This window comes from Castellaniella defragrans 65Phen (assembly GCF_000612685.1).
GTDB classification, from domain to species: Bacteria; Pseudomonadota; Gammaproteobacteria; order Burkholderiales; family Burkholderiaceae_B; genus Castellaniella; species Castellaniella defragrans.
On sequence record NZ_HG916765.1, the window covers coordinates 2,816,216 to 2,842,117 of the forward strand.

Consider the following 25,902-nt stretch of genomic DNA (forward strand, 5'->3'; position numbering starts at 1 on the left):
TGGACAGTATAGGTGAAACCGATCCGCAGGGGAATAGCCCGGACAGGTCTTCGCATGGCTGTTCCTTCAGCGGCAACCCGTCCTTCCTCCGGCGCCAATTTTCTCCAGGACCAAATCTTTAACCTAGGAGGTACCGAGCCGCACGCGGCGGAAACGAATCGTGCGGCTGCTCATACCAAGAACTCTCCTGGAGACATGCATGACCCAGCAACTCGACCCCATCACCCTGGCCGTCGTCCGGGGCGCGCTCGAAACCACACAGCGCGAAATGACGATGACGCTGGAGAAAACCGCCCGCTCCAGCGTCTTCAACGTGGCCCACGACTACAGCAACGCCCTCTTCAACCACCGGCCTGAAATGATCCTGCAGGGCCAGGACATCCCCATCCACCTGGGCGGCCTGATCCCCGCCATGAAGGCCGTGGCCGCGTTCTTCGGCGACGACATCCACGAAGGCGACATCATCTACCACAACGATCCGGCCTACATGGGCAGCCATATCCTCGACTGCTGCATGTACAAACCCGTCTTCCACGAGGGCCGACTGGTCTTCTGGGCGGTCTGCAAGGGCCACGTGACGGACATCGGCGGCCCCGTGCCGGCCGGCTACAACCCGGACGCCAGGGAAATCTTCGCCGAGGGACTGCGCATCCCGCCCGTGAAGCTCTGGGAAAAGGGCAGGCCCAGGGAAGACGTCATCAACTTCATGCTCACCAACATGCGCTCACGCCGCGACCAGGAAGGCGACCTGAGGGCCCAACTGGGCGCGGTGAACGTAGGCGCGCGCAACCTGAGCGCATTGCTGAGGAAATACGGTGTCGAGACCGTGCAGGCCTGTATCGACGAACTGCTCGACATGGCCGACCGCCACATGCGCGACATCATCCGTTCGGTGCCGGACGGCAGCTACCGGGCCGAGGCGGTGCTCGAAGACGCCGGCCACGGCTACGGCGATCTGACCATCGGCGCCCAGGTCGACATCCGGGGCGATACCTGCAGCATCCGCATCTCCAGCCCGCCCCAGATTCCCTATTTCATCAACTCCTACGCCGGCAACTCGATCTCCGGCGTCTACCTGGGACTGATGATGTTCGCCCAGCTGGATCCGCCCTACAACGAGGGTCTGTATCGCTGCATCCACGTGGACCTGGGCCCCGAAGGCACGCTATGCAACGCCGCCGAGCCAGCGCCACACGTCAACAGCACGACGACCCCCATGGAAACCCTGGCCGATGCCGTGCGCCTCGCCCTGGAGCAGGCGGACCCGTCGCGCGCCGTGGGGTCCTGGGGCCATTCGAGCGGCCTGAACATCGCCGGCATCGATACGCGCAACCAGGAAGAATACGTGACCATGGTGCTCGCCTCGCTCATTTCGGGCGCGGGCGCCACCGCGTACATGGATGGCTGGAATGCCTGCGGCCCGCAATGCTGCTTCGGCGCCCTGTATTCCGGCGACATTGAAATGCTGGAACATTCCTACCCGATCCTGATCCACCGCTACGGCCTGATTCCCGACAGCGGCGGCGCCGGCAAACACCGCGGCGGCTGCGGCACGGTCTGGGAAGTCGAACCCCTGGACCACACCATGACGGCGGTGAGCTTCGGCGAAGGCCGCTTCCAGCCCGCCCTGGGCGCGCGCGGTGCGGTCAATGCCCGACCTGGACTGAAGGTGGGCCGCATCGAGATCCGCGAGGGTGCCGGACGGGTGCGCACCGTGAAGGAGAACGCGATCTTCACACTGAAGGAAGGCCAGCGGATCGCCAGCTACAACCCCGGCGGCGGCGGCTGGGGGCCGGCGCGGGAGCGCGATCCCGCCGCCGTGCTGCGCGACGTGCGCAACGGCCTGGTGTCGATCGAAGCCGCGCGCGACGAATACGGCGTGGTCATCGACCCCGACACCCTGGAACTGGACGGCAAACGCACCCGGGACCTGCGCGCAAACACCCCGCAATCCGATGCGCTCGTTGCCTGAGCCGCCCCAGCCCGACACAACACAGAGGAAGACATCATGACGACTTATCGACTGGGCGTGGATGCCGGCGGCACCTTCACGGACTTCATCCTGGCGGACCAGACCGGCAACGTGCGACTGTTCAAGGCGCTGTCCACTCCCGAGGACGGCACGCACGCGATCTCGGACGGCCTGGGCCAGATCTCGGAGGCGCTGGGCCAGCCGGTCTCCGCCATCCTGGCGAACACGGAACTGTGCGTGCACGGCACGACGGTGGCCCTGAACGCGCTCATCCAGCACAAGGGTGTGAAAACCGGCCTGATCTGCACCGCGGGCCACGAAGATTCCATTGAAATCCGCCTGGGCCACAAGGAAGAAGGCCACCGCTACGACGGCCAGTATCCTCCGGCGAAGATGCTGGTCGAACGCCACCTGCGCCGCCCCATCCGCGAACGCACCCTGAGCGACGGATCGGTGCGCGAGCCGCTGAACGAGGACGACGTGCGCGCGGCCTGCGAATTCTTCCGCCGGGAAGGCGTGGAGGCGGTCGCCATTTCCTTCCTGTGGTCGGTGCTGAACGACGGCAACGAGCGCCGCGCGGCGGAAATCGTGCGTGAAATGCTGCCCGACGTCTACGTGTCGGTCGGCACCGAGGTCTACCCGCAGATGCGTGAATACACACGGACCTCCACTGCCGTCACCAATGCCTACCTGGGACCGGTCCTGCGCCGCTACGTGACGCGCATCGACCAGTATTTCCGGGACCAGGGCGCCGTGACACCCGTGCGCTACTACCAGTCCAACGGCGGCATGGCCTCGCTCGAAGTCATGGCCTCGCGCGCGGTCAACGCCATCAACTCCGGTCCCGCCTCGGCGCCCCAGGCGGCCATGCACATCGGCAAGCCCTTCGGCCATGAGAACCTGATCACCGTCGACATGGGCGGCACGTCGTTCGACATGACGCTCACGCACGGCGGCGTCACCAACGTCAGCAAGGACATCGATTTCCTGCGCTATCGCATCGGCACCCCCATGGTGCAGGTGGAGACGCTGGGCGCGGGCGGCGGCTCTCTTGCCTGGATCGATGCCATGGGCGTGCTCAACGTCGGTCCCGGCAGCGCCGGCGCGAATCCCGGGCCGGCAGCCTATGGCCGCGGAGGCACCGAGCCCACCGTCACCGACTCGAACGTGGTGCTGGGCTATCTGAATCCGGAATACCTCCTGGGCGGGCGGCTGAAGATCGATCGCCAGGCCGCCTACGACGCGATCGACAGGGTCATCGCCCGGCCGCTGGGCATCTCGCCGGAAAAAGCCGCCTATGGCATCCACAGCATCGTCAACCACAACATGGTGAGCGGCATCCGCCGGGTGACCATCGAACGCGGCCATGATCCGCGCGACTTCGTGCTGGTGGGCGCGGGCGGCGCCACCAGCCTGCACATCACCGCGCTCGCGCGCGAAATCGGCATCCGCACGGTGCTGATCCCCAAGCTCGCCTCGGGCCTGTGCGCCTTCGGCCAGATCCTGTCGGACATCAAGTACAACCTCATGGCGGCCTGCCCGATGCGCCTGGACGGCCATGCCTCGCTGGACCGCATCGAACGGAGATTCCAGGAGCTGCGTGACCAGGCCCTGACCCTGCTGGAAAAAGAGGAAGGCATCCACCGCGACCGCGTGTCCTTCAGCCGCGGCATCGACATGCGCTACGTCGGCCAGATCCATGAATGCTCGGTCAGCATCGGCTCCCTGCCCGTGAACGCCGACACGATCGGCGAAATCCGCCGCGCCTTCGACGCCATGCACGAGCAGCTCTTCACGTACTCGGAGCCCGAGAGCGAAGTCGAGATCGTCAACATCGAGAGCATCGCGCTTCTGCGCAGCGATCATGCCGTGCGGCAGAAGATCCCGCCGGGAGGCCGGGTGGCCGACGCGCTGCTCACGCGCCGTCCGATGATCTTCAGCGCGGACGGCTCGGCCATCGACGCGCCGGTCTACGACGGCGCCAAGCTGGGCGAGAACGACGAACTGGCCGGCCCGGCCGTCATCGAAGAGGTCACCACCACCATCGTCGTCGACCCCGACTGGCACATCCGCCTGGATGCGAGCGGCACCTACATCCTGCGCGACCAACGAACGCCATGAACGCGCGCCATTGAAACAGACCTTCCGCACACCACAAGACCAGCGGAACAGGAGGAGACAAAATGACAACGCAAGCGCAAGGCGGGGCGCAGGCCGCCGCCGAGGAAATCGCCGGGGCGATCCCGGCCCGCGCCCGCATGGGCAAGCTGGGATTGACCATGGCCTGGTGGGGCGTGTGCAGCGCCATGTTCTACCTCGTCGTGGCCGCATCGCTGGCACACCAGTTCGGCACCCTGAACGCCATCATCGGCATGGCGCTCTCGGTGCTGACCTATGGCGTGATCAACGGCATCATGGCGCGCTACGCCATCCGCACCGGACTGTCGGTCGCGCTCTTTTCCCGGGTGCTCTTCGGAGACTTCGGGGCCTCGCTCGCCACCCTGATCTTCTTCGCCACCGCGCTGTACTACGGCGTGTTCGAGAGTTCGGTGATGGCCGTGGCCCTGCAGGCCTACTTTCCGTCCGTGCCCCTGAACCTGGCCTACCTGATCGTCATCGTCTACGGCATCGTCCTCGTCTTCGGCAGCATCCAGACCTGGCTCGACAAGCTGAACGGCGTCCTGCTGCCGATCTACCTGGCCGGACTGGCGGTCGCCGTGCTGCTCACGATCACGAGCCGCGGCTACAGCAACGACTGGCTGTTCCTGCAGCCCGGGGGAGGGCCGGTCGAACACGGCTGGTGGCACTGCTACACCTATTACATGGGTGTCTGGATCCTGATGATGTACACGTTCGACTACGCGCGCTATGGCCGCAAGGAGGACGAGTCCTACCATGCCCGCTTCAACTTCGGCATTCCCTTTTACCTGGTCACCTTCCTGCTGAGCGGCCTGGCCGGCATCTTTCTGGCGTCCGCGCTCGGCACCACGGGCGAAGCGGGCGTGGTGATCAGTCTGGTGCAGCTCATGGGTTTCGGCGGCCTGGTATTCGCCTGGGTGACGCAGACACGGATCAATACCGCCAATTTCCACCTGGCCACCACCAACATGCATGCCTTCTTCGAGCGTCTGCTGCGCCTGCGGCTGCCGCACTGGACATGGGCGATCCTGGTGGGCGCGCTCGCCTACGTGATCATGCTGGCGGACGTGTTCAGCTACATCCTGCAGGCCCTGGCCTACCAGGGGGTCTTCGTGGTCGCGTGGGTGGGCGTCGCCCTGGTGCATATCCTGCTGCACCCGGCCGGCACCGATGCCGCGCGGGCGCTCACGGCCGGCGCCGCGGCGCATCGGACGTTCAACCCGCACGGCCTGCTGGCCTGGTTCACGGGCACGGCCAGCGGCCTGCTCCTGATGCACGATGCCGGCGTGGCCTCGTTCTCGGCTCCCGCCACCTTCATCGTCTCCTCGATCGTGTACGCGGCCGCTGCGCGCCGTGGTTCCGGATTGCGCCAGGCAGGCCTAGAATGAAGCGGGCGACGAATCCGACAGATCCCGGAGGGACGAGCATGTACAGCCGATACTCCACTCGCGGCATTGCCGACCAGGACAAGTCCCGCTACTGGGAGGCCGCGGTCAACGATGCCTACTTCGATCTGAAGCTCACCTTCCAGGAAACCCGCACGTTCGATGCCACACTGGATTTCTGGGAAATCGGCCGCCTGTCCCTTTCGCGCCTGTATTCCCAGGCGCTGCAATATCAGCGCCTGGGCCAGCATTGCACCAATGAAAGCGACAGTTTCCTGGTCAATGTGCCCGAACTCAGCGAAATCCACTTCGAGCAGATGGGACGCAGCACCTGGTGCGCACCAGGCGGCTTCATCCTGGAAGACAGCCGCGAACCCTTCCTCTTCCAGCATCCCAAGGCAAACGCCATGTGGGTGCTGAAGATCCCTGGCGACCTGCTGCGCTCGCGGCTGCGCAATCCACGCGCCTATTGCGCCACATTGTTCGATGCCCGCGATGGCGCGGGCTCTTTGTTCGTCAACTATCTCAAGCTGCTCATCGAGCACCGCCAGGATCTGCCCGAAACGACACAGGCGCTGATGGGAATGCACACGGTCGATCTGCTCGCCGCCACGCTCGAACGCAACCCCAAGGTCCTGCATTCGGAAGACTCGGCGGTCCGCAACGCGCACCTCAAGCGGGTGGAAACCTATATCCGCACACACCTCGACAACCCCAACCTGAAGCCCGACCTGATCGCCCAGGCCTGTCATCTGTCCACTCGCTACCTGCACATGCTGTGCCGCGAAACAGGTTGCAGCGTGTCGGATTGGGTCCGTGAATTGCGCCTGCAGGAAGCCCATGCGCAACTGCGGTACCGCCCCGCCAGCACCCAGATCGGCACCATCGCCTACCAGCTCGGGTTCACGGACCAATCCAAGTTCTGCAACCAGTTCAAGGCCCGCTTCGGCATGACACCCGGCGAGGCGCGCAATCCGGCGCGCTAGCGGGCCGCCTGGCCGGTCCTCGCCGTCGAATCCGGCGCACGTCCAGTGAACGGCGCGCCGATGCAGCCGCTTCCGCGCTTGCGGACCCTGTGGGATCGGGCCGATTGGCTCCCGCAGACCAGAATGGATAAGGGAAAATCCCAGGTCCACAGGCCGCCATCCTGATTTCCCTCTGCTTCCGAGTGAAATCGGTATTTTCCGCCAATTGGTTCCTTCAATAATAATTAAATGGGTCTATTTGACAAACCAAAATAAAAGTATATTGGCCGAAAAAACAGAACCACGCATCACCCAGCGGAGACAAGCATGACGCAACACAACCAGGACTGGCAGGTCCGCAAGAACGCGGCCATCCCCGACGGCATCGGCATCGCCTGCGATTTCTATGCCAGCCGCGCGCTGAACGCCGAACTGTGGGACGTGGAAGGCCGGCGCTACATCGACTTCGCGGCCGGCATCGCCGTGGCCAACACCGGCCACCGCCACCCGCGCATCGTACAGGCCATCCGCGCGCAGCTGGACGCCTTCACCCACACCGCCTTTCAGGTCGCGCCCTACGGCTCCTACGTGGAATTGGCCGAGCGCATCAACCGCCTGGCGCCCGGCGCGCACTCCAAGAAGACCGCCTTCTTCACGACCGGCGCCGAGGCCCTGGAAAACGCCGTCAAGATCGCGCGCGCCGCCACCGGCCGCACCGGAATCGTGGCCTTCTCCGGGGCCTTCCATGGCCGCACCTTCATGGGCATGGCCCTGACCGGCAAGGTCGCCCCCTACAAGCAGGACTTCGGCCCGCTGCCGGCCGAGGTCTACCACATCCCCTTCCCCACTCCGCTGGACGGCGTCACCACGCAGGATTCGCTGCGGGCGCTGGACCTGCTGTTCAAGGCCGACATCAGCCCGCAGCGAGTGGCGGCCATCGTCATCGAGCCGGTCCAGGGCGAAGGCGGATTCAACGTCGCCCCGCCGGAACTCCTGCGGGCGCTGCGCGAACGCTGCGACGCCCACGGCATCCTGCTCATCGCCGACGAGGTCCAGACCGGCTTCGCCCGCACGGGCCGGATGTTCGCCATCGAGCATTCGGGCGTGACGCCCGACCTGATCACCATGGCCAAGAGCCTGGCGGGCGGCATGCCGCTGTCCGGCGTCTGCGGCCGCGCCGAACTGATGGATGCCGCGCCGCGCGGTTCGCTGGGCGGCACCTACGCGGGCAATCCGCTGGCCATCGCCGCCGCCCTGGCCGTGCTGGACGTGATCGACGCAGAGGGCCTGATCGCGCGCGCCGAGGCCCTGGGCCAGCGCCTGCGCCAGGCGCTGGCCGGGTTCGGGCACCCGCGCGTGGCCGAGATCCGCGGCCTGGGCGCCATGGTGGCCGCCGAATTCCGCCAGCCCGACGGCCGGCCCGACCCCGACACCGCCGCCCGCATCCAGCGCCGCGCCCTGGAGCGCGGGCTGGTCCTGCTGACCTGCGGCGCCTACGGCCAGGTCATCCGGTTCCTCTTTCCCCTGACAATCCCCGATGGCCTGCTGGAGGAAGGACTGGCTATCCTCCGGGAATCCATGGCCGGCTGAAGTCCGTTCCGGCCGTATCCCGTCCATCCGCATCCGGAGACACTCCCAATGTCCGCAGTTCTCCCTCCCGAGCCCCTGGTCCGGTTCCAGGGTGTCCAGAAATCCTACGACGGCAGCCACCTGGTGGTGCGCGACCTCAACCTGGACATCCATCCCGGCGAGTTCCTCTCGCTGCTCGGACCCTCCGGCTCGGGCAAGACCACCTGTCTGATGATGCTCGCCGGCTTCGAGTCCCCCACCCGCGGCGACATCTTCCTCGAAGGCCGGCGCCTGAACGACGTCCCGCCCCACCACCGCAACCTGGGCATGGTGTTCCAGAACTACGCGCTGTTTCCCCACATGACCGTCGAGCGCAACCTGGAATACCCCCTGAAGGTGCGCAAGATGCCCGCCGCCCAGCGCGCCCAGCGCATCCACGAGGCCCTGTCCATGGTGCAGATGCAGGACTTCGCCAAGCGCTACCCCGCCCAGCTCTCGGGCGGCCAGCAGCAGCGCATCGCCCTGGCGCGCGCCCTGGTCTTCCAGCCCAAGATCGTCCTCATGGACGAACCGCTGGGCGCGCTGGACAAGCAGCTGCGCGAGCACATGCAGCTCGAGCTCAAGGCGCTGCACCGCCAGCTGGGCATCACCTTCGTCTACGTCACCCACGACCAGAGCGAGGCGCTGACCATGAGCAACCGCATCGCGGTGTTCAACCAGGGCGTCATCCAGCAGGTCTGCGCCGCCGACACCCTGTACGAAACCCCGTGCAACCGCTTCGTGGCCGGCTTCGTGGGCGACAGCAACCAGTTCCCCGGCACCGTGCGCGCCCTCGAAGGCGAGCGGTGCCTGGTCGAGCTGGCCGGCGGCATCCAGCTGCGCGGCCTGAACGTCCAGGGCCTGGCGGCCGGCGCCGCCTGCGTCGTGGCCATGCGCCCCGAACGCATCCAGGCGGCCCCCGAGGGCGGCGCCAACGCCTTCCGGGCCCACGCGGTCGACGAGGTCTACTTCGGCGACCACGTCCGCCTGCGCTGCCGCCTGGACGGCGGCGACACCTTCTTCGTCAAGATGCCCCTGGCCGCGGACGCCGGGGCGCACGCTCCGGGCACGCGCATCCCCCTGCGGATCGACCCCGGGCACGTCCGCGTTTTTCTCCCCTGACACACCCCCACCAAGACACAGGAGACATGCCATGAAAACCCAACCCATGCTGACGGCCCTGGCGCTCGCGCTCCCTCTGGCGCTGGCCCAGGCGCCCGCCCAGGCGCGCGACCTGACGGTCGTGAACTTCGGCGGCGCCAACGGCGATGCGCAGAACGCGGCCTTCATCCAGCCCTTCGAGAAGGAGACCGGCAAGAAGGTCATTCCCGTGGCCTACAACGGCGAGCAGGCCAAGGTCAAGGCCATGGTCCAGGCCAAGAACGTCGTCTGGGACGCCGTCGAGGTCGAGACCGGCGACCTGGGCCGGGGCTGCGACGAGGGCCTGTACGAGAACATCGACTGGGGCACCATCCTGAACAAGGGCGACCTGGTGCGCGGCGCGCTGAAATACTGCGGCGTGGGCACCTTCGTGTGGTCCACCGTCCTGGCCTACAACGCCGAGACGCTCAAGACCCCGCCCACCGGCTGGGCCGACTTCTGGGACGTGAAGAAATTCCCCGGCAAGCGCGGCCTGCGCAAGGGCGCGCACTACAACGTCGAATTCGCCCTGATGGCCGACGGCGTGCCGCCGCAGGACGTCTACAAGGTCCTGGCCACGCCCGAAGGCGTGGACCGCGCCTTCAAGAAGCTCGACGAGATCAAGCCCTACGTGCAGTGGTGGGAGGCGGGCGCCCAGCCGCCGCAGATGCTGAGCGCCGGCGACGTCGTCATGTCCGCCGCCTACAACGGCCGCATCGACGCGGCGCAGCGCGAAGGCCGGCCGCTCAAGGTCGTCTGGAACCAGAGCGTCTACGACTTCGACTACTGGGTGATCCCGGCCGGCTCGCCCAACAAGGACCAGGCGATCGAGTTCATCCGCTACGCCAGCTCGCCCAAGGCGCAGGCGGCCTATTCCCAGCACATCGCCTACGGCCCGATCAGCAAGGAAGCCATCGGCATGCTCAAGCCGGAGATCCTGGCCAACGTGCCCAATTCCCCGGCCAATGCGCGCAACGCCCTGTTCAACGACCTGGAGTTCTGGACCGACCACGGCGAAGAGCTCGAGCAGCGCTTCACCGCCTGGGCCGCACGCTGATCCGACGCGGGGCCGGCCGCGCGCCGGCCCCTTCCGACCACCCGGGCCCGTTCGCACGGATCCACACGAATTCGCGCGAATCCACGCCGTCTCCGCGACCGGTGCGGACGGACTCTACAGGAATTCCGCCATGGACACGACCCTCGACGATCCCGGCGCCATCCGGCGCGCCATGCAAGCCGCGCAGCGGCGCCGCACCTGGCGCGCCCTGCTGCTGGTCGGGCCGCTGGCCCTGTTCCTGCTGGCGATCTTCGTCATCCCCATCGCCGCCCTGCTCACCCGCGCCGCCGACAACCCCGAAGTCATCGACACCCTGCCCCACACCCTGCAGGCGCTGACCCGCTGGGACGGGCGCTCCCAGCCGCCGGACGCCGCCTTCGCCGCCCTCGCCCAGGACCTGGCCCACGCCAAGAACTCCCCCGCCGCCGGCGAACTCGCCCGCCGCCTGAACTACGAGATCTCCGGCTACCGCTCGCTGATCTTCAAGACCCTGCGGCGCATGCCGCTCGACGCGGCCGACGCGGCCGACGCCCGCGCGCAACTCACCACCCTGGACAAGCGCTGGGCCGATCCCGCCTACTGGGCCGTCATCGCCAGCAACGACCGCGCCTGGACGCCCTACTACCTGCTCGCCTCCCTGGACCTCAAGCTCGACGCCGACGGCCGCATCGTGGCCGCGCCCCCCGACACCTCCGCCTTCCAGGAAATCTTCTCGCGCACCTTCGTCATCAGCCTGGTGGTCACCCTCGTCACCCTCGCCCTGGGCTATCCCCTGGCCTACTGGATCACCCGCCTGCCCAAGCGCCAGGCCAACCTGGTGCTCATCTGCATCCTCATCCCCTTCTGGACCTCGGTGCTGGTGCGCATCGCCGCCTGGGTCGTGCTGCTGCAGCGCGAAGGCCTGATCAACGGCGCCCTGGGCAGCCTGGGCCTGATCGCCGAGCCCCTGCCGCTGCTGTTCAACCGCCTGGGCGTCTACATCGCCATGGTCCACATCCTGCTGCCCTTCATGGTCCTGCCCCTGTACAGCGTCATGCAGTCCGTGCCGCCCACCTACCAGCGCGCCGCCGTCTCCCTGGGCAGCCACCCCTTCGCCGCCTTCTGGCGCGTCTACGTGCCCCAGACCTACCCCGGCGTGGCCGCCGGCTCGCTGCTGGTGTTCATCATCGCCATCGGCTACTACATCACCCCCGCCCTGCTGGGCGGCGCCGGCGACCAGATGATCAGCTACTACGTCGCCTACTTCACCAACCAGACCATCAACTGGGGCATGGCCAGCGCCCTGGGCCTGATCCTGCTGGCCGCCACCCTGCTGCTCTACACCCTGTACCGCCGCATCTCCGGCAAGGAACTGGCCCTGAACTGACCCAGGCAGGCCCCGCAAAGGACACGACCATGTTCAAGACCGATTTCCCGCCCTACCTGTCCGCCACCGAGCGTGCCTGGCATTACGCCCTGCGCATCCTGTGCGCGCTGATCCTGCTGTTCCTGCTGCTGCCTATCCTGGTGATCGTGCCGCTGTCGTTCAACCAGAGCTCGCTGCTGCTCTACCCCATCGAGTCGTTCTCGCTGCGCTGGTACCAGACCCTGTTCCACTCCGACGAGTGGGCCCGCGCCACGGCCAACAGCTTCATCGTCGCCCCCGCCGCCACCCTGCTGGCCACCGTCCTGGGCACGCTGGCCGCCGCCGGCCTGCACCGGGCGCAGTTCCGCGGCAAGGGGCTGCTCATGGCCGTGCTCATCTCGCCCATGATCGTGCCGCTGGTGGTCACCGGCCTGGGCATCTACCTGTTCTTCGCCCCCTACGGCCTGGTCAACAGCTACAGCGGCCTGATCCTGGCGCTGGCCGCCATCGGCGCGCCCTTCGTGGTCACCACCGTCTCGGCCACGCTGCAGGGCTTCGACCCCAACCTGCTGCGCGCCAGCTACAGCCTGGGCGCCGGCCCCGTCCAGACCTTCTTGCGCGTGACCCTGCCCATCATCGCCCCGGGCGTGATCGCAGGCGCCCTGTTCGCCTTCGCCACCGCCTTCGACGAGATCGTCATCACCCTGTTCCTGGCCGGCCCCGAGCAGACCACCCTGCCGCGCCAGATGTTCACCGGCATCCGCGAGAACATCAGCCCCGTCATCGCCGCCGTGGCCACCATCCTGATCCTGTTCTCCACCGCCCTGCTGCTGGCCCTCGAATGGCTGCGCGGCCGCGTCGAGGCCAAGACCGTGCGGCTGAACGGCTGAAGAACGGGGCGGCTGAATGGCTGGAGGACCGGGCGGCGAACGGCCGGACGGCCCGGCCGCCACACGCGCCGCGCCGGCGGCGCGCGGCGGACCGCGCGCCCTGTCAGACCCGGGCTGTCGGACCCGGGCTGTCAGACCTGCGCCAGGGCCTCCAGGACCGCCGCCAGGCGGTCGGCCGGCACGCGCGCCCAGCGCAGGCCGTCGGCCTCCAGCTCGACGTGGCCGTCGGCCCCGGGCGCCAGGCCCGACAGGTCGCGCTCGGCGAAGGAGCGGCCCAGGCTGTTCAGCACCTTGGGGTCGCCGAAGGGCTCGGACAGCAGCAGCTCGGCGCCGTCGGCGCCGAACAGGCGCTGGCGGAACCGGCCGTCCTCGTCCCGGAACGACACGATCCGCGCGCGTCCCGCGCGCGCCGCGCCGGCGGCCCCGGACGCCGCGTGCGGCGCGGCCGCGCCGGCGACCATGCGCAGGCCCACGGCCTCGCGCAGGCGGGCCATCATGGGGGTGGCGATGCGCCGCGCCTTGGCCGCGCCGGCCTGCAGGATGTCCTCGATCCGCTGCGGATGGGCCATCAGCTCCGCGTAGCGCGCGCGCATCGGCCCGATCTGGGCCTCGATCCGCTCGCACAGCGCCTGCTTGGCCTCGCCCCAGCCCAGCCCGCCTTCCAGGGCGGCGCGGAAGTCCGCCGCCTGCGCCGGCGTGGCGAAGGCCTGGTACAGCGTGTACAGGTGCGAGCCCTCGGCGTCCTTGGGCTCGCCGGGCAGGCGCGAATCGGTGACGATCCGCGCCACGGCCGCTTTCAGCGCCTTGGCGCCGCCCTCGAACAGGGGGATGGTGTTGTCGTAGCTCTTGGACATCTTGCGCCCGTCCAGGCCCGGCAGCGTAGCGACGGCCTCGTCGATCTGGACTTCCGGCAGCACGAACAGGTCCTCGCCGCCGCCGTACAGGTGGTTGAAGCGCTGGGCGATGTCGCGCGCCATCTCCAGGTGCTGGATCTGGTCGCGCCCCACCGGCACGCGGTGGGCGTTGAACATCAGGATGTCGGCGGCCATCAGCACCGGATAGGAAAACAGCCCCATGGTGACGCCGTCGTCAGGCTCGACGCCCTTGGCGACGTTGGCGTCCACCGAGGCCTTGTAGGCGTGCGCACGGTTCATCAGGCCCTTGGCCGTGACGCAGTTCAGCATCCAGCACAGTTCCGGGATTTCCGGGACGTCCGACTGGCGGTAGAAGGTCGTGCGCTCGGTGTCCAGGCCCGCGGCGATCCAGGTCGCGGCGATCTCCAGCCGCGAGCGCGCGATGCGCGCCGGGTCGTCGCACTTGATCAGCGCGTGATAGTCGGCCAGGAAGAAGAAGGCGTCCACGCCCGGCTGGGCGCTCGCCTGGATCGCGGGGCGGATGGCGCCGGCGTAATTGCCCAGGTGGGGGGTGCCCGAGGGGGTGATGCCGGTCAGGACGCGGGTGACGGGTGTGCTCATGGGGTTTCCAGGGGAATTGCCAGACATTGCCGACGGCGGGGCGCGCCGCGCCCCTACAGGACGACCGAGGCCCGGCGCGTCTCGGCCAGGTATTCGCGCGACTGCATCTCCATCAGGCGCGACACGGTGCGGGAAAACTCGTTCGCCATCGGGCCTTGAGTATATAGCTCATCGGCCGGGCACTGGGCCGACAGGATCAGCTTGACCTTGTGGTCGTAAAGCACGTCCACCAGCCAGGTGAAGCGGCGCGCCTCGGAGGCCTGGCGCGGGCTCATGCGCGGCACGTCGGACACGATCACGGTCTGGAAGCGGTCGGCCAGCTCCAGGTAGTCGTTCTGCGAGCGCGGCGTGCCGCACAGCGCCATGAAGTCGAACCAGACCACGGTGCCGGCCAGCGCCACCGCGCGGATCTCGCGGTTCTCGATGGTCAGGACGGGCTTCTGCCCGGCGGTGTCGGCCAGGCGCTCGAAGGCCGAGCGCAGTTCGTCGTGCGTCGCGGCCACGATGGGCGTGATGTAGGTGCGCAGCTGCGCCAGGGTGCGGCGCCGGTAGTCCACGCCCGCGTCCACGTTCAGCACGTCCATCTTTTCCTGGATCAGGGCGATGGCCGGCAGGATGCGGTCGCGGTGCAGGCCGTCCGGGTAGAGCGTGGAGGGCTCGTAGTTCGAGGTCATGACGAAGGAGGTGCCATGCTCGAACAGGCGCAGCAGCAGCCGGTACAGGATCATGGCGTCGGCCACGTCCGACACGTGGAACTCGTCGAAGCAGATCAGGCGGTAGCGCGCGGCGATCTTGCGCGCCACGTGGTCCAGCGGATCGGCCTCGCCGCTGACGGCGCGGATCTCGCGGTGCACCCCGCGCATGAACTCGTGGAAATGCAGGCGCACCTTGCGCTTGACGGGCACGGTCAGGTAGAACGCGTCCATCAGGAAGCTCTTGCCGCGCCCGACGCCGCCCCACAGGTAGACCCCGCGGGGCACGGCCGGGCGCAGGAACAGCTTTTTCAGGCCGTTGGAGCGCTGGCGCTTGAACTCGATCCAGTCGTCATAGTACCGCTGCAGGCGCGCGACCGCCGCGCGCTGGGCCTCGTCGGCGACGAAGCCCCGCTCGCGCAGGGCCTGCGCGTAATACGCGCTGACATCCATCGTCAGCGGCTTACAGGTTCAGCGTGCGCTTGTCGACGGCCAGGGCGGCTTCCTTGACGGCTTCGGACAGGGTCGGGTGCGCATGGCAGATGCGCGCGATGTCCTCGGCGGCGCCGCGGAATTCCATGATGGTCACGGCTTCGGCGATGAGTTCGGAGGCCATCGGCCCGACGATGTGCACCCCCAGGACCTCGTCGGTCTTGGCGTCGGCCAGGATCTTGACGAAGCCGGTGGTGTCGCCCAGCGCGCGGGCGCGGCCGTTGGCCATGAAGGGGAAGCTGCCCGCCTTGTAGTCGCGGCCCTCGGCCTTCAGCGCCTGCTCGGTCTTGCCGACCCAGGCGACCTCGGGCGAGGTGTAGATGACCCAGGGAATGGTGTCGAAATTGACGTGCCCGTGCTGGCCGGCGATGCGCTCGGCCACCGCCACGCCCTCTTCCTCGGCCTTGTGCGCCAGCATCGGGCCGCGCACCACGTCGCCCACCGCCCAGACGTTGGCCAGGTTGCTGCGGCAGTCCTCGTCCACGACCACGAAGCCGCGCTCGTCGAGTTTCAGGCCCACCACGTCGGCGCCCAGGCCGGCGGTGTTGGGCACGCGGCCGATGGACACGATCAGGTGGTTGACCGACAGCTTCTGCTCGGCGCCGGCCGCGTCCGTGTACTGCACGCTGACGCCCTTGGCGGAGGTCTTGACCTCGCCGATGCGCACGCCGGTCTGGATGTCCAGGCCCTGCTTGGTCAGCGCCTTCTGGGCTTCCTTGGCGACGTCGCGGTCCACCGCGCCGAGGAACTCGGGCAGGGCTTCCAGGATGGTGACCTCGGCGCCCAGGCGGCGCCAGACGCTGCCCATTTCCAGGCCGATGACGCCCGCGCCGACGATGCCGAGCTTCTTGGGCACGGCGGGGATCCGCAGCGCGCCGTCGTTCGACAGGATCAGTTCCTCGTCGAAGGGCACGCCCGGCAGCGCGCGCGCGCTGGAGCCGGTGGCGACGATCACGTGGCGGCCTTCGAGGTCTTCGTCGGTCTTGCCGGAGACCTTCACCGACCAGCCGAAGTCGGTCTTGGCGGCCAGCGAGCCGGTGCCGTGGAAGAAGGACACCTTGTTCTTCTTGAAGAGGAACAGGATGCCTTCGTTGTTCTGCCTGACCACCGTGTCCTTGCGGCCGATCAGCTTGGCCAGGTCCAGGCTGACGCCCTTGGCCGTGATGCCGTGCTCGGCGAAGTGGTGGTTGAGCTGCTCGTAGTGCTCGGACGACTGCAGCAGGGCCTTGGACGGGATGCAGCCGACGTTGGTGCAGGTGCCGCCGGGCGCGGGCTTGCCGGCCGGGCTGGTCCAGGCGTCCACGCAGGCCACGGCCAGGCCCAGCTGGGCGGCGCGGATGGCGGCGATATAGCCGCCGGGGCCGGCGCCGATCACGATCACATCGAATTGTTTTGCCATGATGAATTCTCGAATGGGTTGGGGATCCCCTGCATCGGGGGATCCGGCGGGCACGGCTCAGGCGCATGCCCGCCGGGCGCGCCCCGGACGGGCGCGCGAAGCGAAGCACTGTCCGGAATCAGACGCCCAGCAGCAGGCGCTGCGGATCTTCCAGCGCGTCCTTCATGGCCACCAGGGCCAGCACGGCCTCGCGGCCGTCGATGATGCGGTGGTCGTAGGACAGGGCCAGGTAGTTCATCGGACGGATCACGATCTGGCCGTTTTCCACCACCGGGCGGTCCTTGGTGGCGTGGATGCCCAGGATGGCGGACTGCGGCGGATTGATGATCGGGGTGGACAGCATCGAGCCGAACACGCCGCCATTGGAAATGGAGAAGGTGCCGCCGGTCAGTTCGTCGAGCGTGAGCTTGCCGTCCTGCGCGCGCCGGCCGAAGTCGGCGATCTGCTTTTCGATGTCGGCCAGCGAGAGCTGGTCGGCGTTGCGCAGGATGGGCACCACCAGGCCGCGCGGGCTGCCGACCGCCACGCCGATGTCGAAGTAGCCGTGGTAGATGATGTCCTTGCCGTCCACCGAGGCGTTGACGACCGGGTAGCGCTTGAGCGCCGCGACGGCCGCCTTGACGAAGAAGGAGGTGAAGCCGAGCTTGACGCCGTGTTCCTTTTCAAAGGAGTCCTTGTACTTCTTGCGCAGGTCCATGATGGCCTGCATGTTGACCTCGTTGAAGGTCGTCAGGATGGCGTTCTCGGATTGCGACTGGATCAGGCGCTCGGCCACGCGGGCGCGCAGGCGGCTCATGGGCACGCGCTGCTCGGGACGGCCGTCCAGGCCGACCGGCACCGGGGCGGCCGGCGTGGCGGGCGCCGACGGGGCCTGCGGCGCCTGGGGCGCGGCGTTCAGCGCGTCGGCCTTGGTCACGCGGCCGGCGCGGCCCGTGCCCTCGACGGTGGCGGGATCGATGCCTTTTTCGGACAGGATCTTGCCGGCGGCGGGCGAGGCCACGGCGGACTTGGCCGCCGGCTTGGCGGCCTCGGCGGGCGCGGCCGGGGCGGGCGCGGGCGCCGCGGCGGCCGGAGCGGCCGCCGCCTTGGCGTCGGTGTCGATGCGGGCCAGGACTTCGCCCGAAGTGACGGTGCTGCCATCGCCCTTGACGATCTCGGAGAGCACGCCCGAGGCCGGCGCCGGGACTTCCAGCACGACCTTGTCGGTTTCGACCTCGATCAGGATCTCGTCGGCCTGCACGGCTTCGCCGGGCTGCTTCTTCCAGTTGAGCAGGGTGGCTTCCGACACCGATTCGGAAAGCTGCGGGACGAGGACTTCGGTAATGGCCATGATGATTCTTCCGTTTTGTCTGTATTTGAAGGAGGTCGGATTACTTGATCAGCGAGAAGCTCTTGAGCTTGGGCGAAAAGGCCTGCTCGATCAGGGCGCGCTGCTGCTCCTGGTGCTTGGCCAGGTAGCCCACGGCGGGCGAGGCCGAGGCCGGGCGGCCTGCGTAGCCGAGCTTCTGGCCGTCGCTCATGTTCTCGTACAGGTGGTGCTGCACGTAGAACCACGGCCCCTGGTTCTGCGGCTCGTCCTGGACCCAGACCAGCTCCTTGGCGTTGGGATATTTCTGCAGTTCGGCCTGGAAGGACTTGTGGGCGAAGGGATAGAGCTGCTCGATGCGCAGGATGGCCACGTCCTTGCGGCCCTGTTCGGCCCGCGCGTGGACCAGGTCGTAGTAGACCTTGCCGGAGCACACCTGCACGCGCTTCACGTCGGCCGGCACGATCTCCGCGTCGGTCTCGCCGATCACGGGCTGGAAGGTGCCGGTGGCCAGGTCCTCCAGGGGCGAGGTGGCGTTCTTGTTGCGCAGCAGCGACTTGGGCGTGAAGAGGACCAGCGGCTTGCGGAAGGGCCGGATCATCTGGCGGCGCAGCACGTGGAAGATCTGCGCGCCGGTGGTCGGCTGCACGGCCTGGATGTTGTTGTCCGCGCACAGCTGCAGGAAGCGCTCGATGCGCGCCGAGGAGTGCTCGGGACCCTGGCCTTCGTAGCCGTGCGGCAGCATCAGCACCAGGCCGCACTGGCGGCCCCACTTGGCCTCGCCGGAGGTGATGAACTGGTCGATCACGACCTGGGCGCCGTTGGCGAAGTCGCCGAACTGGGCTTCCCAGATGGTCAGCACGTTGGGCTCGGCGGTGGCGTAGCCGTATTCAAAGCCCAGCACCGCGGCTTCGGACAGCACGGAGTCGATCACCGTGAACGGCGCCTGGTTCTCGGAGACGTTCTGCAGCGGCACGTAGGTGCCGTCGTCCCAGCGCTCGCGCTTCTGGTCGTGCAGCACGGCGTGGCGGTGGGTGAAGGTGCCGCGGCCGGAATCCTGGCCGGTGATGCGGATGGCGTAGCCGTTGGCCACCAGGGTGGCGAAGGCCAGGTGCTCGCCCATGCCCCAGTCCACGGGATGCTCGCCGCGCGCCATGGCCAGGCGGTCGGCCAGCAGCTTCTTGACCAGCGGATGCACGGTGAAGCCGTCCGGCACCTGGGTGAGCCGTTCGCCGATGCGGGTCAGTTCGGCCAGGGGCACGCCGGTGTCGGCGTGGTCCGTCCATTTGGCGCCCAGGAACGGCGACCAGTCGGTGGAATACTTGTTCTTGTAGTCGGTCAGCACCGGCTCGACCGTGCGCTGGCCGTCTTCCATGAGCTGGCGGTAGTCCTTGACCATCTGGTCGGGCTCGTCCTCGGCCAGCACGCCCTGCGCCACCAGGCGGTCGGCGTAGAGCTTGCGCGTGCCGGGGTGCGTGCCGATGCTCTTGTACATCAGCGGCTGGGTCAGGGACGGCGTGTCCTGCTCGTTGTGGCCCAGCTTGCGGAAGCAGACGATGTCCACGACCACGTCGTGCTTGAACTGCTGGCGGTAGTCCAGGGCCAGGCGGGTGACGAAGACCACGGCCTCGGGATCGTCGCCGTTGACGTGGAAGACGGGGGCCTCGATCATCTTGACCACGTCCGTGCAGTACAGCGTGGAGCGCGTGTCGCGCGGGTCCGAGGTCGTGAAGCCGATCTGGTTGTTGATGACGATGTGCAGCGTGCCACCCGTGCCGTAGCCGCGCGTCTGGGCCAGGTTCAGGGTTTCCATCACCACGCCCTGGCCGGCGAAGGCCGCGTCGCCGTGCACCAGCACCGGCAGGACCTGGTCGCCGGCCGCGTCGCCGCGGCGATCCTGGCGGGCGCGCACGCTGCCTTCGACCACCGGGTTGACGATTTCCAGGTGCGAGGGGTTGAAGGCCAGCGACAGGTGGACCGGGCCGCCGCGCGTGGACAGGTCGCTGGAGAAGCCGTTGTGGTACTTGACGTCGCCGTCGCTCAGGGACTGGGCGTGCTTGCCCTCGAATTCGGCGAACAGGTCGCCGGGCATCTTGCCCATGATGTTGACCAGCATGTTCAGGCGGCCGCGGTGGGCCATGCCCACGACGATTTCCTGGACGCCGTTCTCGCCGGCGTGGTTCACGACCTCGTCCATCGAGGCGATGAAGCTCTCGCCGCCTTCCAGGGAGAAGCGCTTCTGGCCGACGTACTTGGTGTGCAGGAAGCGTTCCAGGCCTTCGGCCTCGGTCACCTGGCGCAGGATGTTGCGCTTTTCGTCGACGGAGAGCTCGGGCACGCCCAGCGTGGATTCCAGGCGCTCCTGGATCCAGCGCTTGACCGCCGGATCGGAGATGTGCATGAATTCGGCGCCGACGTTGCGGCAGTACGTGTCACGCAGGGCCTTGAGGATGTCCCGCATGGTCATCGTGTCGGCCTTGGTGAAATACGTGTTCGTGGCCGAATAGATCTGGTCGAGGTCGGCCTCGGACAGGCCGTAGAAGGCGGGATCCAGTTCCGGGATTTCCGGACGGTCGCGGCGCTTCAGGGGGTCGAGCTGGGCGATGCGCGAGCCCAGCGAGCGGTAGGCGGCGATGATCGACTGGACGTAGACCTGCTTGCTGGCGATGGCCAGGGACTGGTCGGAGGCCTGCGCGGGGCGGATCTGGAAGGCGTTCTCGCGGGCGCGCTGGGCGAAGGAGGCGACGATCGGGGCGTGGGCCTGGTCGCGGGTGGCTTCGCGGCCATCGACGGCGGGCTGGTGCTGCAGCTGATCGAAGTAGGAACGCCACTGGTCCGGAACGGAACCCGGGTTGTCTAGATAGGCTTCGTAGAGGTCTTCTACGTAGGGCGCATTGGCGCCGAACAAATAGGAATTGGACTGGAGTTCTTGTTCCGTGGACATTGTGCGCTTCACCTGACGGGTGCTTCACCCGAACGATGCAGATTGAAAAACCTTCCGCGACTCGGCCAGACCGATGGGCGGATAGCAGGGGCAGAAGGCAGTGGTACGACGCCTTGCATAAGCCGTATTAAGGCCAGAGTATACCCGCCCCACGACACGGGTTTAAACTGGTCGGCCGAAAACGCCCGTTCCAGGCCGCTTTTCGCCCGGCTGGCGTTGGGATTAACAAACACTCCGGCGGCCCGGCGGCGAAAATCCGATGCGGGCGAATCATTCCCTCACCGACACGAACGATATAAAAACCTCGCAGGAGCACAGGCACCCATGGACCTGAAGAACGACCGCGCCAAGATGGCGCTCGACTACCACGCCTACCCCACGCCCGGGAAGATCTCCGTGGTCCCGACCAAGCCGCTGGCCAACCAGGACGACCTGAGCCTGGCCTATTCCCCCGGCGTGGCGGCGGCCAGCATGGCCATCCACGCCGAGGGCGAGGCGGCCGCGGCGAAATACACCTCGCGCGCCAACCTGGTGGGCGTGGTCACCAACGGCACCGCCGTGCTCGGCCTGGGCAACATCGGCCCGCTGGCGGCCAAGCCCGTGATGGAGGGCAAGGGCTGCCTGTTCAAGAAATTCGCCGGCATCGACGTCTTCGACATCGAGCTGAACGAGCGCGACCCGGACAAGCTGGTGGACATCATCGCCGCGCTGGAGCCCACCCTGGGCGGGGTCAACCTCGAGGACATCAAGGCGCCGGAATGCTTCTACATCGAAAAGAAGCTGCGCGAGCGCATGAAGATCCCCGTCTTCCACGACGACCAGCACGGCACCGCCATCATCTCCTCGGCCGCCGTCCTGAACGGACTGAAGGTCGTGGGCAAGGACATCGGCCGCATCAAGCTGGTGTGCTCGGGCGCGGGCGCGGCCGCCATCGCCTGCCTGGACCTGATGGTCAAGCTCGGCGTCTCGCGGGAAAACGTCTACGTGGTCGATTCGCGCGGCGTGATCTGGGAAGGCCGCGACGAGCAGATGGAGCCCAACAAGGCCCGCTACGCCCAGAAGACCGACGCCCGCACCCTGGCCGACGTCTGCAAGGGCGCTGACGTGTTCCTCGGCTGCTCGGCCCCCGGCGTGCTGACCCAGGACATGGTGCGCACCATGGCCGACCGCCCGCTGATCCTGGCCCTGGCCAACCCCGATCCCGAGATCCGCCCCGAGGACGCCAAGGCCGCCCGTCCCGACTGCATCATCGCCACCGGCCGTTCGGACTACCCGAACCAGGTCAACAACGTGCTGTGCTTCCCCTTCATCTTCCGCGGCGCGATGGACTGCGGCGCCACCGTCATCAACGAGGAGATGAAGCTCGCCTGCGTCAAGGCCATCGCCGATCTGGCCCAGGCCGAGAGCAGCGCCGAGGTCGCCGGCGCCTACGCCGACCAGGACCTGTCCTTCGGCCCGGAATACATCATTCCCAAGCCCTTCGACCCGCGCCTGATCGTGCAGATCGCGCCGGCCATCGCCGAGGCGGCGGCGGCCTCCGGCGTGGCGCGCCGCCCCATCGAGGACATGGACGCCTACCGCCAGTCCCTGATGAGCATCGTCTACCACTCCGGCCAGCTGATGCGCCCGCTGTTCCGCCAGGCCAAGTCCGCGCCCAAGCGCGTGATCTACGCCGACGGCGAGGACGAGCGCGTGCTGCGCGCCGCCCAGACGGCGCTGGACGAGAAGATCGCCTTCCCGATCCTGATCGGCCGCCCGGCCGTGATCGACATGCGCATCCAGAAGTTCGGCCTGCGCCTGGTGCCCGGCGAGAACGTCGAGATCGTCAACCCCGAGGACGACTCGCGCTTCAACGAGACCTGGAGCGCCTACTACAAGCTGCGCGGGCGCGACGGCGTCACGCCCGACATCGCCAAGGCCATGGTGCGCAAGCACAACTCGCTGATCGGGGTGATGCTGCTGCAGCGCGGCGACGCCGACGCCATGCTCTGCGGGGTGGCCAGCCGCTTCGACAACCAGCTGAAATACGTCGAGGAAATCATCGGCCTCAAGCCCACGGCCCGCACCTACGCGGCCATGAACGTGCTGATGCTGCCGACCCAGACCCTGTTCATCTGCGACACGCACGTCAACGAGGACCCCACCGCCGAGCAGATCGCCGACATGACCATCCTGGCCGCCGAGGAAGTCCGCCGCTTCGGCATCGTGCCCAAGATCGCCCTGCTCTCGCACTCCAACTTCGGCAGCCGCCCCACGGCCTCGTCGCGCAAGATGGCCGAGGCCCGGCGCCTGATCGCGCAGCGCGCGCCCGAGCTGGAAGTCGACGGCGAGATGCACGCGGACTCGGCCCTGTCCGAGACCATCCGCGTCAAGGCCTATCCCGACACCACCCTGAAGGGGCCGGCCAACCTGCTGATCACGCCCAATCTGGATGCCGGCAACATCACCTACAACATGCTGAAGATGACCGGCAGCCACGGCGTGGCCATGGGCCCGGTGCTGCTGGGCGCCGCGCGCCCGGTGCACATCCTGACCACCAGCTCCACGGTGCGCCGGATCGTCAACATGACGGCCCTGGCCGTGGTGGACGCCCAGCAGGAGGCGGGCGAGACGGTCTGATCGAAGGCCCCGGCCGTCCGGGCCGGGAAGTCTTCCGGGCCGGGAAGTCGTCCGTCCGGAAGTTCGGAAGATCCCCGCCGGGCCGCCCGCGCGGCGGGGCCGGACAGGAAAAACGGGCCTTGCGGCCCGTTTTCATTGCTGCGGCGAAACGGAAGGGAAACGGAAGGATTACTTCACGTCGCGCACCGCGGCGCCGGTGTACAGCTGGCGCGGACGGCCGATCTTGTAGTTGGGATCGGACAGCATCTCGTTCCACTGGGCGATCCAGCCCACCGTGCGGGCCAGGGCGAAGATCGCCGTGAACAGCGAGGTGGGGATGCCGATGGCGCGCTGCACGATGCCCGAATAGAAGTCCACGTTCGGGTAGAGCTTGCGTTCCACGAAGTACGGGTCTTCCAGGGCGATGCGTTCCAGTTCCATGGCCAGCTTGAACAGCGGGTCGTTGTGCAGGCCCAGGGAATCCAGGACTTCGCGGCAGGTTTCCTGCATCAGCTTGGCGCGCGGGTCGTAGTTCTTGTAGACCCGGTGGCCGAAGCCCATCAGGCGCACGCCGGAGTTCTTGTCCTTGACCTTTTCCATGAACTCGCCGACCTTGGCCACGCCGCCCTGGGCCTGGATGCTTTCCAGCATGTTCAGGCAGGCTTCGTTGGCGCCGCCGTGCGCCGGACCCCACAGGCAGGCCACGCCGGCCGCGATGGCGGCGAACGGGTTGGTGCCCGAGGAGCCGCACAGGCGCACGGTGGAGGTGGAGGCGTTCTGCTCGTGGTCGGCGTGCAGGATGAAGATGCGGTCCAGCGCGCGTTCGACCACGTCGTTGACCTGGTAGTCGTCGCAGGGCGTGGCGAACATCATGCGCAGGAAGTTGCCCGTGTAGGACAGGTCGTTCTTCGGGTAGATGATGGGCTGGCCCAGCGAGTGCTTGTACGCCATGGCGACCAGGGTCGGCATCTTGGCGATCAGGCGGATCGCGGAGACCTCGCGGTGGTGCGGGTTGGTGATGTCGGTGGAGTCGTGGTAGAAGGCCGACAGCGCGCCCACCAGGCCCGTCAGCACCGCCATGGGGTGCGCGTCGCGGCGGAAGCCCTGCAGGAAGGTGTGCATCTGCTCGTGCACCAGGGTGTGGTGCGTGACGATGTCGTCGAATTCCTTCTTCTGGTCGGCCGTCGGCAGCTCGCCGTTCATGATCAGGTAGGCCACCGACAGGAAGTCGCAGCTCGTCGCCAGCTGGTCGATCGGGTAGCCGCGGTACAGCAGCTGGCCCTTGTCGCCGTCGATGTAGGTGATGGCGGATTCGCAGGAAGCCGTCGCCATGAAGCCGGGGTCGTAGGTGAACATCCCGGTCTGGCCGTACAGCTTGCGGATGTCGATCACATCCGGGCCGACCGTGCCCTGGTAGACGGGGAATTCGACCGAGGGGCTGCCGTCGGAGAACGATAGCGTGGCTTTTTTATCGGATAGCTGCATGTGAATCTTCCTTTAAGTATTACATCGCTTTCATCTGCTCGACGAGCCGGCGGATGTCGGGGTCGTCGTAGGAGCCGGACAGGTCCACGCGTCCCAGCAGCACATCGAGCAATTCGTTGTCGCCCATTTCAAAAAGCCGCGTCAGTGCCCGGACGTCGGTCTCGGTCAGCCGCGCTTCGTGGGCGTCCAGGAAGCGCGTGATGATGAGATCGTTCTCGAGCAGGCCGCGGCGCGCCCGCCAGCGCAGGCGGGCGCGGTCCAGGACGGACAGGTCGCCAGACATGACCGTTCCTAGACCGTGCGGCGCACGAGCATTTCCTTGATCTTGCCGATCGCGGCCGACGGGTTCAGCCCCTTGGGGCAGACGTCCGTGCAGTTCATGATCGTGTGGCAGCGGAACAGGCGATAGGGATCTTCCAGGTTGTCCAGGCGCTCGCCGGTGGCCTCGTCGCGCGAATCGGCGATGAAGCGGTAGGCCTGCAGCAGGCCGGCCGGGCCGACGAACTTGTCCGGATTCCACCAGAAGGACGGACAGGCGGTCGAGCAGCAGCCGCACAGGATGCACTCGTACAGGCCGTTCAGTTCCTCGCGTTCCTCGGGCGACTGCAGGCGTTCCTTTTCGGGGGGCGGCGTGTCGTTGATGAGGTAGGGCTTGATCGAATGGTACTGGTCGAAGAAGAAGGTCATGTCCACGATCAGGTCGCGCACCACGGGCAGGCCGGGCAGCGGCTTGAGGACGATGGGTTCCTTCAGCGTCAGCAGGTTGGTCGTGCAGGCCAGGCCGTTCCTGCCGTTGATGTTCATGGCGTCGGACCCGCACACGCCCTCGCGGCAGGACCGGCGCAGGGCCAGGCTGTCGTCGAGCTCGTTCTTGATGCGCAGGATCGCGTCCAGCAGCATCTTGTCGGTCGGCTGCAGCTCGACCTCGAACTTCTGCATGTACGGCCGCTCGTCCTTGTCCGGATCGTAGCGGTAGATCTCGAATTTCACGATGCGTTTTTCACTCATGA

Annotated in this window: 18 protein-coding genes; 10 read left to right on the forward strand and 8 right to left on the reverse strand. The window is 67.4% G+C overall.

The annotated features are described in order from the left end of the window. Positions 1-199 precede the first annotated feature (199 nt). The 9 genes from capB to BN940_RS12605 all read left to right on the forward strand — a co-directional run bounded on the left by capB (position 200) and on the right by BN940_RS12605 (position 12,501). Complete coding sequence (gene capB, locus BN940_RS12565) at positions 200-1,972, forward strand: caprolactamase subunit beta (protein WP_043683581.1); 1,773 nt, start codon at positions 200-202, stop codon at positions 1,970-1,972. A gap of 36 nt (positions 1,973-2,008) precedes the next feature. Further along, positions 2,009-4,093, forward strand: a complete 2,085-nt coding sequence (gene capA / locus BN940_RS12570) for a caprolactamase subunit alpha (protein WP_043683583.1) — start codon at positions 2,009-2,011, stop codon at positions 4,091-4,093. Between the two features lie 62 nt (positions 4,094-4,155). Next, positions 4,156-5,499: a purine-cytosine permease family protein gene (locus tag BN940_RS12575; protein ID WP_043683585.1), complete on the forward strand. Its 1,344-nt coding sequence runs from the start codon at positions 4,156-4,158 to the stop codon at positions 5,497-5,499. Positions 5,500-5,537: 38 nt separating this feature from the next. Then, positions 5,538-6,482 (forward strand): AraC family transcriptional regulator, encoded by a 945-nt coding sequence (locus tag BN940_RS12580; protein ID WP_043683587.1) that lies wholly within the window; start codon positions 5,538-5,540, stop codon positions 6,480-6,482. A 306-nt stretch (positions 6,483-6,788) separates the two neighbouring features. After that, positions 6,789-8,051, forward strand: coding sequence for a 4-aminobutyrate--2-oxoglutarate transaminase (gene gabT, locus BN940_RS12585; protein WP_043683590.1), 1,263 nt, complete (start codon positions 6,789-6,791; stop codon positions 8,049-8,051). 48 nt (positions 8,052-8,099) lie between these two features. After that, positions 8,100-9,191, forward strand: a complete 1,092-nt coding sequence (locus tag BN940_RS12590; protein WP_043683593.1) for an ABC transporter ATP-binding protein — start codon at positions 8,100-8,102, stop codon at positions 9,189-9,191. Positions 9,192-9,222: 31 nt separating this feature from the next. Next, on the forward strand, positions 9,223-10,266 hold the full coding sequence (locus BN940_RS12595; RefSeq protein ID WP_043683595.1) for an ABC transporter substrate-binding protein: 1,044 nt from the start codon (positions 9,223-9,225) through the stop codon (positions 10,264-10,266). A gap of 130 nt (positions 10,267-10,396) precedes the next feature. Then, positions 10,397-11,632, forward strand: a complete 1,236-nt coding sequence (locus BN940_RS12600) for an ABC transporter permease (RefSeq protein ID WP_043683598.1) — start codon at positions 10,397-10,399, stop codon at positions 11,630-11,632. 29 nt (positions 11,633-11,661) lie between these two features. After that, a complete protein-coding gene (locus BN940_RS12605; protein WP_043683601.1) occupies positions 11,662-12,501 on the forward strand; it encodes an ABC transporter permease in 840 nt (279 codons plus the stop codon). 131 nt (positions 12,502-12,632) lie between these two features. On the opposite strand, the gene BN940_RS12610 is transcribed toward BN940_RS12605, so the two are convergent. The 5 genes from BN940_RS12610 to BN940_RS12630 all read right to left on the reverse strand — a co-directional run bounded on the left by BN940_RS12610 (position 12,633) and on the right by BN940_RS12630 (position 20,809). Then, the gene (locus BN940_RS12610; protein ID WP_043683604.1) at positions 12,633-13,976 is read right to left on the reverse strand and encodes a tryptophan--tRNA ligase; all 1,344 of its coding nucleotides are present in this window, start codon (positions 13,974-13,976) and stop codon (positions 12,633-12,635) included. A 53-nt stretch (positions 13,977-14,029) separates the two neighbouring features. Beyond that, entirely contained in the window at positions 14,030-15,121 is a 1,092-nt protein-coding gene (gene zapE, locus BN940_RS12615) for a cell division protein ZapE (protein WP_043683606.1), read from the reverse strand. Between the two features lie 10 nt (positions 15,122-15,131). After that, the gene (gene lpdA, locus BN940_RS12620; protein WP_043683609.1) at positions 15,132-16,559 is read right to left on the reverse strand and encodes a dihydrolipoyl dehydrogenase; all 1,428 of its coding nucleotides are present in this window, start codon (positions 16,557-16,559) and stop codon (positions 15,132-15,134) included. A gap of 118 nt (positions 16,560-16,677) precedes the next feature. Continuing rightward, positions 16,678-17,889: a 2-oxoglutarate dehydrogenase complex dihydrolipoyllysine-residue succinyltransferase gene (odhB, locus tag BN940_RS12625; RefSeq protein ID WP_043683612.1), complete on the reverse strand. Its 1,212-nt coding sequence runs from the start codon at positions 17,887-17,889 to the stop codon at positions 16,678-16,680. A 40-nt stretch (positions 17,890-17,929) separates the two neighbouring features. Further along, positions 17,930-20,809 (reverse strand): 2-oxoglutarate dehydrogenase E1 component, encoded by a 2,880-nt coding sequence (locus tag BN940_RS12630; protein ID WP_043683615.1) that lies wholly within the window; start codon positions 20,807-20,809, stop codon positions 17,930-17,932. A 324-nt stretch (positions 20,810-21,133) separates the two neighbouring features. Between BN940_RS12630 and BN940_RS12635 the strand changes: the two genes are divergently transcribed. Continuing rightward, positions 21,134-23,428 (forward strand): NADP-dependent malic enzyme, encoded by a 2,295-nt coding sequence (locus BN940_RS12635; RefSeq protein WP_043683617.1) that lies wholly within the window; start codon positions 21,134-21,136, stop codon positions 23,426-23,428. A gap of 168 nt (positions 23,429-23,596) precedes the next feature. On the opposite strand, the gene gltA is transcribed toward BN940_RS12635, so the two are convergent. The 3 genes from gltA to BN940_RS12650 are packed head-to-tail and all read right to left on the reverse strand — an operon-like array spanning position 23,597 to position 25,900. Beyond that, complete coding sequence (gene gltA / locus BN940_RS12640; protein ID WP_043683620.1) at positions 23,597-24,892, reverse strand: citrate synthase; 1,296 nt, start codon at positions 24,890-24,892, stop codon at positions 23,597-23,599. Between the two features lie 19 nt (positions 24,893-24,911). Next, a complete protein-coding gene (locus BN940_RS12645) occupies positions 24,912-25,175 on the reverse strand; it encodes an FAD assembly factor SdhE (RefSeq protein ID WP_043683623.1) in 264 nt (87 codons plus the stop codon). 8 nt (positions 25,176-25,183) lie between these two features. Next, a complete protein-coding gene (locus BN940_RS12650) occupies positions 25,184-25,900 on the reverse strand; it encodes a succinate dehydrogenase iron-sulfur subunit (RefSeq protein WP_043683625.1) in 717 nt (238 codons plus the stop codon). Positions 25,901-25,902: the final 2 nt, after the last annotated feature.

Bases quoted from the DNA above. Each gene is read 5' to 3' on its own strand.
- capA (WP_043683583.1), top strand. From the start codon at position 2,009: ATGACGACTTATCGACTGGGCGTGGATGCCGGCGGCACCTTCACGGAC.
- BN940_RS12605 (WP_043683601.1), top strand. From the start codon at position 11,662: ATGTTCAAGACCGATTTCCCGCCCTACCTGTCCGCCACCGAGCGTGCC.
- BN940_RS12635 (WP_043683617.1), top strand. From the start codon at position 21,134: ATGGACCTGAAGAACGACCGCGCCAAGATGGCGCTCGACTACCACGCC.
- BN940_RS12650 (WP_043683625.1), bottom strand. From the start codon at position 25,900: ATGAGTGAAAAACGCATCGTGAAATTCGAGATCTACCGCTACGATCCG.
- BN940_RS12595 (WP_043683595.1), top strand. From the start codon at position 9,223: ATGAAAACCCAACCCATGCTGACGGCCCTGGCGCTCGCGCTCCCTCTG.
- BN940_RS12580 (WP_043683587.1), top strand. From the start codon at position 5,538: ATGTACAGCCGATACTCCACTCGCGGCATTGCCGACCAGGACAAGTCC.
- capB (WP_043683581.1), top strand. From the start codon at position 200: ATGACCCAGCAACTCGACCCCATCACCCTGGCCGTCGTCCGGGGCGCG.
- BN940_RS12645 (WP_043683623.1), bottom strand. From the start codon at position 25,175: ATGTCTGGCGACCTGTCCGTCCTGGACCGCGCCCGCCTGCGCTGGCGG.
- zapE (WP_043683606.1), bottom strand. From the start codon at position 15,121: ATGGATGTCAGCGCGTATTACGCGCAGGCCCTGCGCGAGCGGGGCTTC.
- lpdA (WP_043683609.1), bottom strand. From the start codon at position 16,559: ATGGCAAAACAATTCGATGTGATCGTGATCGGCGCCGGCCCCGGCGGC.
- BN940_RS12610 (WP_043683604.1), bottom strand. From the start codon at position 13,976: ATGAGCACACCCGTCACCCGCGTCCTGACCGGCATCACCCCCTCGGGC.
- BN940_RS12590 (WP_043683593.1), top strand. From the start codon at position 8,100: ATGTCCGCAGTTCTCCCTCCCGAGCCCCTGGTCCGGTTCCAGGGTGTC.
- BN940_RS12600 (WP_043683598.1), top strand. From the start codon at position 10,397: ATGGACACGACCCTCGACGATCCCGGCGCCATCCGGCGCGCCATGCAA.
- BN940_RS12575 (WP_043683585.1), top strand. From the start codon at position 4,156: ATGACAACGCAAGCGCAAGGCGGGGCGCAGGCCGCCGCCGAGGAAATC.
- odhB (WP_043683612.1), bottom strand. From the start codon at position 17,889: ATGGCCATTACCGAAGTCCTCGTCCCGCAGCTTTCCGAATCGGTGTCG.
- gltA (WP_043683620.1), bottom strand. From the start codon at position 24,892: ATGCAGCTATCCGATAAAAAAGCCACGCTATCGTTCTCCGACGGCAGC.
- BN940_RS12630 (WP_043683615.1), bottom strand. From the start codon at position 20,809: ATGTCCACGGAACAAGAACTCCAGTCCAATTCCTATTTGTTCGGCGCC.
- gabT (WP_043683590.1), top strand. From the start codon at position 6,789: ATGACGCAACACAACCAGGACTGGCAGGTCCGCAAGAACGCGGCCATC.